9 protein-coding genes and 1 pseudogene are annotated in these 9,635 nt (G+C 72.0%); 5 read left to right on the top strand and 5 right to left on the bottom strand.

The window, feature by feature from the left end:
- Window positions 1-143: 143 nt before the first annotated feature.
- Both LCE31_RS15060 and LCE31_RS15065 read right to left on the bottom strand, forming a co-directional pair.
- Window positions 144-344: an antitoxin gene (locus LCE31_RS15060; RefSeq protein ID WP_225014762.1), complete on the bottom strand. Its 201-nt coding sequence runs from the start codon at window positions 342-344 to the stop codon at window positions 144-146.
- A 117-nt stretch (window positions 345-461) separates the two neighbouring features.
- The gene (locus tag LCE31_RS15065) at window positions 462-854 is read right to left on the bottom strand and encodes a luciferase domain-containing protein (protein ID WP_225014763.1); all 393 of its coding nucleotides are present in this window, start codon (window positions 852-854) and stop codon (window positions 462-464) included.
- Between the two features lie 189 nt (window positions 855-1,043).
- On the opposite strand from LCE31_RS15065, the gene LCE31_RS15070 reads away from it, so the two are divergent.
- The 3 genes from LCE31_RS15070 (at window position 1,044) to LCE31_RS15080 (ending at window position 4,336) form a co-directional block, all read left to right on the top strand.
- Window positions 1,044-1,598 carry an HD domain-containing protein gene (locus LCE31_RS15070; protein WP_225014764.1) on the top strand — a complete coding sequence of 185 codons (555 nt, stop codon included), beginning with the start codon at window positions 1,044-1,046 and terminating at the stop codon, window positions 1,596-1,598.
- 204 nt (window positions 1,599-1,802) lie between these two features.
- Entirely contained in the window at window positions 1,803-3,836 is a 2,034-nt protein-coding gene (locus LCE31_RS15075; RefSeq protein WP_225014765.1) for a phosphocholine-specific phospholipase C, read from the top strand.
- A gap of 104 nt (window positions 3,837-3,940) precedes the next feature.
- Window positions 3,941-4,336: a PPOX class F420-dependent oxidoreductase gene (locus tag LCE31_RS15080; RefSeq protein WP_225014766.1), complete on the top strand. Its 396-nt coding sequence runs from the start codon at window positions 3,941-3,943 to the stop codon at window positions 4,334-4,336.
- Between the two features lie 75 nt (window positions 4,337-4,411).
- Here LCE31_RS15080 and hpnH read toward each other — a convergent pair whose 3' ends face one another.
- Window positions 4,412-5,413, bottom strand: coding sequence for an adenosyl-hopene transferase HpnH (gene hpnH, locus LCE31_RS15085; RefSeq protein WP_225014767.1), 1,002 nt, complete (start codon window positions 5,411-5,413; stop codon window positions 4,412-4,414).
- Window positions 5,414-5,532: 119 nt separating this feature from the next.
- Between hpnH and LCE31_RS15090 the strand changes: the two genes are divergently transcribed.
- On the top strand, window positions 5,533-6,171 hold the full coding sequence (locus LCE31_RS15090; RefSeq protein ID WP_225014768.1) for a TetR/AcrR family transcriptional regulator: 639 nt from the start codon (window positions 5,533-5,535) through the stop codon (window positions 6,169-6,171).
- Between the two features lie 75 nt (window positions 6,172-6,246).
- On the opposite strand, the gene LCE31_RS15095 is transcribed toward LCE31_RS15090, so the two are convergent.
- The gene (locus LCE31_RS15095; RefSeq protein WP_225014769.1) at window positions 6,247-6,930 is read right to left on the bottom strand and encodes a TetR/AcrR family transcriptional regulator; all 684 of its coding nucleotides are present in this window, start codon (window positions 6,928-6,930) and stop codon (window positions 6,247-6,249) included.
- 159 nt (window positions 6,931-7,089) lie between these two features.
- Between LCE31_RS15095 and LCE31_RS15100 the strand changes: the two genes are divergently transcribed.
- Window positions 7,090-9,309, top strand: a complete 2,220-nt coding sequence (locus LCE31_RS15100; RefSeq protein WP_225014770.1) for an MMPL family transporter — start codon at window positions 7,090-7,092, stop codon at window positions 9,307-9,309.
- Window positions 9,310-9,327: 18 nt separating this feature from the next.
- On the opposite strand, the pseudogene LCE31_RS15105 reads toward LCE31_RS15100, so the two are convergent.
- Window positions 9,328-9,537, bottom strand: a pseudogene (locus LCE31_RS15105) (beta-mannosidase); the annotation flags it as partial.
- Window positions 9,538-9,635 lie beyond the last annotated feature (98 nt).

The following is a 9,635-nucleotide window of genomic DNA, read 5'->3' on the forward strand; positions in this document are numbered from 1 at the left end:
CGGGTGATGGCGCCCCCGCGGGTAGGAGCGGTCCTGGGGGGGGGGGGGGGGGCCGCGGCCCGCGCCGTTCCTCTTCTTGCTCGCCTTACGCTCCCTCTGTCTGTGGGGGCCCCCCCCACCGGCGTGAGGACGGACGTCCGGGATCAGGTGCGCGGCGGGTGGTCGTCCCCGGACTTGGGGTCGTTGCCCATCTGTTCCTTCATCTTCTTCTGTCCGGCGTCGACCTGGCTCTCGTACTTGTTGCCGGTCTTCTTGTCGACAGCGTCGCCCGCCTTGTCCACCCCTTTGCGGGCCGTGTCCTCGTGGCCCTTCATCATGCCCTTGAGCTTGTCGAGCATCGACATCGCTGACTCCTCACTCGGGACGTCTACTCCCCACCATCCACGCCGCCGGGCGATCTCGCATCCGCAGCGGACGCTCCTCGGCGGCGGTGGGGCCCGTCCTCTCTCGGGGAGTGTGTCTCAGGGCGCGTAGGAGTAGGCGTGGGACCGGCTGCACGGGTCGGTCCTGTGCCCGCTCGCCTCGTCGATCCCGTCGTCCGGGAGTCCCGCCGCGCCCTGGAGCGCCGCGCTCACGAGCGTGACGAGCAGATCGATGTCGGCGCCCGTCTCCAGCCGGACGGTGACCCAGCCGGAGCCCCGGTGCAGCCGGAGCGCGGTGGAGCCCTTGAGCGCCGGGCGCAACTTGGCGATCATGGTGCTCGTGAGGTGCACGTCGGCCTCGTGCTCGCCGTGGAAGTGCACGATGTCGCGGGTTCCCGTGCGCACGCACAGGTCCGTGCCGCAGTAGCCCTGTCCGGCGCTGAGACCCGGCCAGGTCATCAGTCGTTCTCCGGCATGTCTGGCACCGTTCATGCGTTCAGACTGCCCTATCGGGGGCGCCCGGCACAGGGGATTCGCGTAACGGAGAGGACTCGGATGCGCCGTGTTGACGCGGTGATCGTCCGCTGCTGTTCGCCGCGCGTTCAGCCCGCTGTGGCGTGGCCCGTTCACCCCTGCGTGATCTGCTCGTCCGCGCGACGGCGAACCAGAGGAAGGAAGCCCATGACCGCTCATTCGGTGGACGAGCTGATGGATCTCCTCCACGCGTGCCGGGGCGCCTGGGACACCCCGGACCGCTCCGGCGACCCGGTGGATCTGCACGACCACGCGCTCCAGACGGCGGCCCTGCTCCGCCGCAGGCGCCCGGCCGACAAGGAGTTGCAGGTCGCGGGGTTGCTGCACGACCTGGGGCACCTGCTGCGTCCGGGCGACGACGCGGGCCACGCCGACACGGCGGCCGACGCGGTCCGTGCGCTGCTCGGCGAGCGGGTGGCGCGGCTGGTCCAGCTCCACGTACCGGCCAAGCGCTATCTCGCGGCGGCCGAGCCGGGCCGGAGCCTGTCAGCGCGGAGTGATCTGACGCTGGGGGTGCAGGGCGGTCCGATGACGGCCGAGGAGATGGCCGCCTTCGTACGGGACCCGGACGCGGACGACGCGCTGATGCTGCGTCAGGCGGACGACGAGGGCAAGGTGGTGGGGCTGGACGCGGGCGAACTGGAGGACTGGCGCCCGGTCCTCGAGCACCTGGTGGCGGCCCGTGCCGGGGCCGCGCGCTGAACACGCCGAGCACAGCCCGCCCGTGCGCGGCCCGCGCTCCTCGGCCGGGGGTCCCGCGCCCCGGGGCCCCGGTCTTGGACGGCTCCCGTTCGGCCTTCGTTCACCGGACCTCGCGCAGGGCGCTCTGGCGGCGGTCGGGCCGCTTCTGCCAGGCTCTCGCCCGGTGTCCGGCCGGGCACCGCGACGAGGACGGAGGCGGAGCCGATGACACCCATCAGCAGACGGGGGTTCGTGGCGCTGGGCGCGGGTATCGCGGCGGGCGCCGTGGGAGCGGCGGGCAGCGCGGCGGCGGCGCCGAGCCGGGCGGCCGCGGCGGCGACGGGCACCCTCAAGGACGTCCGGCATGTGGTGGTCCTCATGCAGGAGAACCGGAGCTTCGACCACTACTTCGGGCGGCTCAAGGGCGTCAGGGGCTTCGACGACCGGGCCCTGCTCAGCCAGTCGGGCGGCCGGAGCGTGTTCGAGCAGGCCAACGGGGGCGGCCGGCAGTTCCCCTGGCGGCTCGGCTCGACGCCCGCGGCGGCCGGTGTGCCGGGTGAGACCATCGCGCAGTGCAACGGGGACCTGCCGCACTCCTGGTCGTCGCAGCATGCGGCCTGGAACCAGGGCCGCATGGACAACTGGGTGGCGGGCGTCGGCAACGTACGCACGCTCGGCCTGCTGGACCGGGCGGACATCCCGCACCACTACTGGCTCGCCGACAACTACACCGTCTGCGACGCGTACTTCTCCTCGACCCTCAGCGCCACGGGCCCGAACCGCACCTATCTCTTCAGCGGGAAGGTCGACGCGTCGAGCAACGACGGCGGCGACGAGTCGGGGCTGACCTGGGAGACGTACGCGGAGGCGCTCCAGCGTGCGGGTGTCAGCTGGAAGGTCTACCAGAACGCCGGGGACAACTTCGGCGACAACGGACTCGCCTACTTCAAGCAGTTCGCCGCGGCGAAGCCCGGCGATCCGCTGCACGACCGGGGCATGGCTTCCGTGCCGGCCGCCACCGGCTCCACGCCGGACGACATCGTCGCGGCGATCAGGGCCGATGTGCTGGCGGGCACCCTCCCGCAGGTGTCGTGGGTGGTGCCGAACCAGGGCTTCTCCGAGCACCCGTACGCCCCGCCCGGAGACGGCGCGCACTTCGTGTCGCAGGTGCACCAGGCGCTCGCCGCCTCGTCCGACGTCTTCGACTCGACGGTGCTCTTCCTCAACTACGACGAGAACGACGGGTTCTTCGACCACGTGCCGCCGCCCGCACCGCCGGCGGGCACTTCCGGCGAGTTCCTGGACGGCATTCCCTTCGGCCTCGGCTTCCGGGTGCCGATGCTCGTCATGTCGCCCTGGACGCGGGGCGGTTGGGTGTCGTCCGAGGTCTTCGACCACACGTCGGTGCTGCGGTTCCTCGAAACCTGGACCGCCGCGCTCGGCACGCCGGCCGCCTGCGCCAACATCAGCGACTGGCGGCGCCGGGTGACCGGCGACCTCACGGGTGTCTTCGACTTCGCGCATCCGGTGTACGGGATGCCGGCCGGGCGGCCCGCGACCTCGGTCATCGGCATCGAGACGTGCGCGCCGCTGCCGAACCCGGCGCCGCAGGACAACGCGCTGCCCGCGCAGGAGCCAGGCTCCCGGCCGGCCCGCGCGCTGCCGTACCAGCCGGGCGGTGACCTCACGCACCTGGAGACCGGCTCGGGAGGCACGATCCTCGCCTGGTTCACCATGACGAACCAGGGGGCGCCCGCGACCAGCGCCGCGCACTTCTCCGTGCATCCGAACGCCTACCGCCCGACCGTGCCGTGGCAGTACACCGTCGACGCGGGCGGTTCGGCGAGCGACTACTTCAACATCGGTACGGGGTACGGCTCGGGGCAGTACGACTTCACGATGACGGGCCCGAACCGCTTCCTGCGCCGCTTCGCGGGCGACGCGACGAAGGCGGGCAAGTCCGCGGAGGTCGCGGCCCGTTACGCGAACGCGCCGGGCACGGACCGGCTCGCCCTCTGGTTCACCCTGACCAACGCGTCCAGTGCCGCGATGGACTTCACCATCACCTCGACGCACTACCGCGGCGACGGCCCCTGGCACTACACCGTGCCCGCGGGCGGCTCCGTCGAGGACCACTTCGACGCGGTGGGGGTGGCGGACGGCTGGTACGACTTCACGGTGACGGTCCCGGCCGACACGACGTGGTCACGGCGGTACACGGGCCACATGGAGACCGGCGCGGCGAGTGTGAGCGGCTGACACCGGGCCGCGGCGCGCGTACGGCACCGACCGGGCCGCCCCGGGGCCCTCCCCCGGCGGCCCGGTATCCACCGCGCGGAACCGGCCGGGTAGCCTGCGGCCACGTGAGACTCTCCGAACAGCTGACCGCGCTGCTGCGCGAGCCGAGCATCTGCTACCTGACGACGCTGATGGCCGACGGGTCCCCGCAGATCACCCAGGTCTGGGTCGACACGGACGGTGAGCACGTCCTCGTCAACAGCGTCCGCACCCACCTCAAGACGCGCAACATCGCGCGCGATCCGCGGGTCGCGCTCGCCGTCGCGTCGCCGGACTCGCCGTCGCAGTACGTGCAGATCCGCGGCCGGGTCACCGAGGTGAGAGCCGAGGGCGCGGCGGACCAGGTGGAGGTGCTGGCCCAGAAGTACCTGGGCGGCCCCTACCCGTGGTACGGCGGGCGCGACCAGGAGCGCGTCCTGTTCGTCATCGAGGCGGAGAGCGTCAGCGGCACGCGCCGCTGAGGGGCTCGGGGCCCGGGCGGCGGGGAGGTCGGCTCCTCGCGCCGCCCGGCCTGCCCGCACCCCCGGGTCCGCGCGTCAGCCCGTGACCGCGCGCAGCGACTGCTTGAGGGAACCCATGGTGGCGAGCACGGCCGTCGGCTCGTACCCGCAGTGGGCCATGCAGTTGTCGCAGCGGGGGTCCTTGCCGCGCCCGTACTTGTCCCAGTCGGTGTCTTCGAGCAGCTCCCGGTACGTCTTCGCGTACCCGTCGCTCATCAGGTAGCAGGGCTTCTGCCAGCCGAAGAGGGAGTACGAGGGGACGCCCCAGGGCGTGCACTCGAACTCGGCCTTGCCTTCGAGGAAGTCCAGGAAGAGCTCGGAGTGGTTGAGGCGCCACCGCTTGCGCCGGCCCTCGCCGAACGCCTTCCTGAACACCTCGCGGGTCTGCTCCACGCCGAGGAAGTGATCCTGGTCGGGCGCCTTCTCGTAGGCGTACGCCGGCGAGATCTCCAGACGGTCGACCTTCAGCTCGTCGTTGAGGTAGTCGAGGACCTCGATGATGTCCTCTGCGGTGTCCGTGTTGAAGAAGGTGGAGTTGGTGTAGACCGCGAATCCGGCGGCCTTGGCCTGCCGGATCGCCTCGACGGCCTGGTCGAAGACGCCTTCCTTGCTGACCGACTCGTCGTGCCGCTCACGCATCCCGTCGATGTGCACCATCCACGCGAAGTTGCGGTGCGGCGTGAACTTGTGCAGGTGCTTGGGCAGCAGGACGGCGTTGGTGCAGAGCACCACGAACTTGCCCCGGTCGAGCAGCTCCCGCGTGATGATGTCGATCTGCGGGTGCATCAGCGGCTCGCCCCCCGCCAGCGAGACCATGGGCGCGCCGCACTCCTCGACGGCTCCGATGGCCTGTGCGACCGGCATGCGCTGCTTGAGGACCCCCGCCGGGTGCTGGATCTTGCCGCAGCCGTTGCAGGCGAGGTTGCAGGCGAACAGCGGCTCGATCTCGACGATGAGAGGGAACTTCTCGGTCCTCTTCATCTTCTGTTTGACGAGGTGGCTGCCCATCTTGACGGTCAGGTTGAGGGGTAGGGCCATGACCTTTTCTCCGTTCCCACGGAGCCCGGGCTCCGTCGCGGACGCGTCTCGTGCGTGCATCTGTTCACGCGCATACACGATGCTCTCAACATACAGCCTGTATGGGACAGAATAAAGGCATGCCTGCGCAACCGAAATCCGTGCCGAGCCGCCGCGCCGATCATGTCGCCGACACCCGGGAGGCCTTGCTGGGAGCGGCACGCACCCTGTTCGCGAGCCGTGGATACGCGGCCACGGGAACGGAGGACATCGTTTCCGCCGCCCGGGTGACGCGCGGGGCGCTGTACCACCACTTCCGGGACAAGGCGGACCTGTTCACGGCGGTCATGGAGCAGTGCGCGCGGGAGATGGCCGAGCGGCTGATCGAGCAGGAGACGCGCCGCGCGGAGGCGGAGCACCAGGAGGACACCTGGAGCCTGCTGCGCACGGGTTTCCAGTCCTTCCTCGACGCGTGCGCCGACCCGGACTTCCAGCGCGTCGTGCTCATCGAGGGGCCCGCCGTGCTGGGGCACAGCGCCTGGGACGCGCTCGTGGAGAAGCACGGCTACGTCCTGCTGGAGGAGGTCCTGTCCCAGGCGGTCGCGGAGGGCAGGATCGACCCCCTGCCGGTCCGTCCGCTGACCCGCATGCTCGGCGCGCTGATCTCGGAGGCGAGCCTGTACATCGCGCGCTCCGAGGACCAGGAGCCGGCGCGGGCCGACGCGGGGGCCGTGCTCGACCGGATGCTGACGGGCCTGCGCCGCGCCCGGGAGGACTGACCGCGGCCCGGCGCACCCGGCCGGTCGCCGCGTTCCCCGCCGCCCCGGTGCCGGGGACCGGGGCGCGGGCCGGTCTCAGCCGTCGCCCATGGCCGTGTACGCCTCGTCGAGCAGGGCGTTGACGCGGTCCACCGTCCGTTCCGCGACGGGCAGTTCGACGCATGTCTTGAGCGCGGACAGCAGCGGCGAGATGGCCGCACTGGCCAGGACCCGGGACCGGAAGACCCAGTCGGACCCGTCCTGCGCCGTACGCGCGTCCCGCGTCCCGTACGCGTCCTGGGGCGCGTCTCCGGCCGGAAGTCCGAGGAGGCGGACGGTCGGGGTCGACGCACCGGCGAGCCGGGGCCGCAGCCCGTCGGCGAGGCCTTCGCAGAACTCCTCGATCATGCGCTGCATGCCGGGGCCGGACTTGTCGAGCAGCCGCTCCCCCATGTCACGTACCAGCAGGCCCATGACGTGCGGATGTGTCTCCTGGAGGGTGCGCAGGGCCCGCCACACCGCGGTGAAGGGCCGCTCGCCGGGGGGCCGGCCCGCCGTGAGGTCGCGCAGCAGCGGGATCAGCCCCCGCACCTCGGCCAGCACCAGGTCGTCCTTGAACGGGAAGTACCGGTAGACCGTGCGCTCGGTGACCTGGCAGGCGTCGGCGATCTGACGCATGGTCGTCGCCTCGAAGCCCCGCTCACCGAAGAGGCGCAGCGCCGTGGCGAGAATCCTGGCGCGCGTCGTCTCGCGGCCGCCCGGCCGTTCCGCTTCCGTCACGCGGACAGTGTCGCACGCCGTTCAGCGGGGGTGACGAGCGTCATGCGGGGGTATCCGGGGCAGCGGATGTCAGACCTGACACGAGTGCTAGCGTAAGAACGGATGTCAGGCCTGACATCCGTTCTCACCCTTCTGCCCGCACCCTCCGGAGAGCCCAGCATGGCGAGTCTTCTCTACCGTCTCGGACGTTTCTCCTTCCGCCGCCGACGGCTCCTGCTCTCGATCTGGCTGGCCGCGCTCGCGGTGGTGGTGGCCGGCTTCGGGGTGGCGGGCAGCGCGCTCGACGAGCAGTTCTCCATCCCCGGCTCGCAGTCCCAGCAGGCGCTGGACCGGCTGAAGGCGGTGGAACCCGCGGCGGGCGGGGTGAGCGGGCAGATCGTCTTCACCGCGCCGCCCGGGCACCGGATCACCGAGCAGCCGTACGCGAACGGGATGGCGGCGGCGCTGCGGGACGCCTCGCACGCGCCGCAGGTCGGTGCGGTCATACCGCCGCAGAAGGCGGGCACGGTCACCCGCGACGGCCGCACGGCGCTCGCGCAGGTCCAGTACTCCGTGGCCGGGCCCGACGTGAAGACGACCAGCGTGGACGCGCTGAAGGACTCGGCGAAACCAGCAGAGAAGGCCGGGCTGACCGTGCACGTCGGCGGCGCGGTCTTCGCGAGCCACGGGGTGCAGATCGGGGCGACCGAGGTGATCGGGGTGCTGGTGGCCCTGGTGGTGCTCGTGATCACCTTCGGTTCGCTGCTGGCCGCCGGCATGCCGTTGATCACCGCGATCGGCGGACTCGCCGTGTCGCTGTCCGGGCTGATGCTCCTCGGGCACGTCTTCAGCGTCTCGTCCACGGCGATCACCCTGGCCGTGATGCTGGGGCTCGCCGTCGGCATCGACTACACGCTGTTCATCCTGTCCCGGCACCGGGCGCAACTGGCCCGGGGCATGGACGTGGAGGAGTCGGCCGCGCGCGCCCTCGGCACGGCGGGCAGCGCCGTCGCCTTCGCGGGGCTCACCGTCGTCGTCGTACTGGCCGGACTCTCCGTGGTCGGCATCCCCTTCCTCACCGTCATGGGGCTGAGCGGCGCGCTGACCGTGGTGGTCGCCGTACTCGCCGCGACCACCCTGCTGCCCGCGCTGCTGGGCTTCGCCGGGCGGCGGCTCGTCCCGAAGCCCACCTCGCGGGCGGCGCGGCGCGAGACCAGCACCAAGCCCGCCATGGGTGCCCGGTGGATCAGGGCCACCACCCGCAGGCCGCTGCTGACGGTGCTCGCGGGCGTCGCGGCGCTCGTCGTGGTGGCGCTGCCCGCGCGGGAGCTGCAACTCGCGCTGCCCGACAACGGGTCGGCCCCGCAGGGCTCCACCCAGCGCGAGGCGTACGACGCGGTGTCCCACGCGTTCGGGCCCGGTTTCAACGGTCCGCTGCTGGTCCTCGCGGACACCTCGCACGCGAAGGGCGGGCCGAGCGGGGCCCGCTCCGAACTCAGCCAGGTCGCCTCGGACTTGAAGAAGATGCCGGGCGTCGCCGCCGTCACACCGCCGCAGCCCACCTCGTCGAAGACCGACCAGGTGCTGCAACTCGTGCCGGCCACGGCCCCGGACGCCAAGGGCACCGAGGACCTGGTGCACAGCGTGCGGGACTACGGGGACGGGGTACGGGCGCACAGCGGCGTCTCCCTCGCGGTGACCGGTACGACCGCGGTCAATGTGGACGTGTCGAGCAAGCTCAGCGCGTCCCTCGTACCGTTCGCGGCCGTCGTGGTGGGGCTCTGCCTGATCATCCTGCTGATCGTGTTCCGGTCGCTGGTGGTGCCGCTCAAGGCGACGATCGGGTTCCTGCTGTCGGTCGCCGCGGCGTTCGGGGCGGTGGTCGCCGTCTTCCAGTGGGGCTGGCTCGCGGATGTGCTCGGGGTGTCGAGGACCGGCCCCGTGGTCAGCTTCCTGCCGGTGATCCTCATGGCCGTGCTGTTCGGACTCGCCATGGACTACGAGGTGTTCGTGGTGGCCGGCATCCACGAGGAGTACGCGCACGGCAGCGATCCGAGGGAGGCGATCCAGCGCGGTGCGCCGGGCGCGTTCCGGGTGGTGACGGCGGCGGCGCTGATCATGATCGCGGTGTTCGCGGGGTTCGTGACCCTGGACGACGCGATCGTGAAACCGATCGCGTTCGCCCTGGCCTTCGGTGTGCTGGTGGACGCGTTCGTGGTGCGGATGACGCTCGTCCCCGCCGTGCTCACGCTGGTGGGCAGGGCGGGCTGGTGGCTGCCGGGATGGCTCGCGCGCATCCTGCCGACCGTGGACATCGAGGGGCGCGGGCTGCCCGCCGCCGCGCACGCGGGGTCTCACACGGCCGGGCACCGGCCGCGCGAGGTCTCGCACGGCCGGTGACCGCAACTCCGGTGCCTGTCAGACCAGTTCGAGCACGCGTACGCCGAAGGGAGGCAGGGTCACCTCGGTGACCCGTGCCCCGCCGCCGAGGCCGCGCAGAGGGGCCTCGGCGCGCGGGCGCACCGTGAGCGCGTCCGCGCTCTGGCTGACCAGCCACACGAAGCGGCGCCCGTCCTCGTGGCGGACGGTGTCGGCGGACACGTACGGCGTGTCCACCGTCACCGGCCGCGGCCCCGGGGGCGCCCCCCGGGGGGCGGGGGGGCCGCGGGGGGGGGGGGGGGGGGGTGGCCCGGGGGGGGGGGGGCGCCGGGGGGGGCGGGGGGGGG

The sequence above is a fragment of the Streptomyces sp. 8L genome, assembly GCF_020176795.1.
Classification (GTDB): domain Bacteria; phylum Actinomycetota; class Actinomycetes; order Streptomycetales; family Streptomycetaceae; genus Streptomyces.

What these genes read in the sequence shown, in the direction of transcription:
- LCE31_RS15060 (WP_225014762.1), bottom strand. Translation starts at nt 344, where the DNA reads ATGTCGATGCTCGACAAGCTCAAGGGCATGATGAAGGGCCACGAGGAC.
- LCE31_RS15065 (WP_225014763.1), bottom strand. Translation starts at nt 854, where the DNA reads ATGAACGGTGCCAGACATGCCGGAGAACGACTGATGACCTGGCCGGGT.
- LCE31_RS15070 (WP_225014764.1), top strand. Translation starts at nt 1,044, where the DNA reads ATGACCGCTCATTCGGTGGACGAGCTGATGGATCTCCTCCACGCGTGC.
- LCE31_RS15075 (WP_225014765.1), top strand. Translation starts at nt 1,803, where the DNA reads ATGACACCCATCAGCAGACGGGGGTTCGTGGCGCTGGGCGCGGGTATC.
- hpnH (WP_225014767.1), bottom strand. Translation starts at nt 5,413, where the DNA reads ATGGCCCTACCCCTCAACCTGACCGTCAAGATGGGCAGCCACCTCGTC.
- LCE31_RS15090 (WP_225014768.1), top strand. Translation starts at nt 5,533, where the DNA reads ATGCCTGCGCAACCGAAATCCGTGCCGAGCCGCCGCGCCGATCATGTC.
- LCE31_RS15100 (WP_225014770.1), top strand. Translation starts at nt 7,090, where the DNA reads ATGGCGAGTCTTCTCTACCGTCTCGGACGTTTCTCCTTCCGCCGCCGA.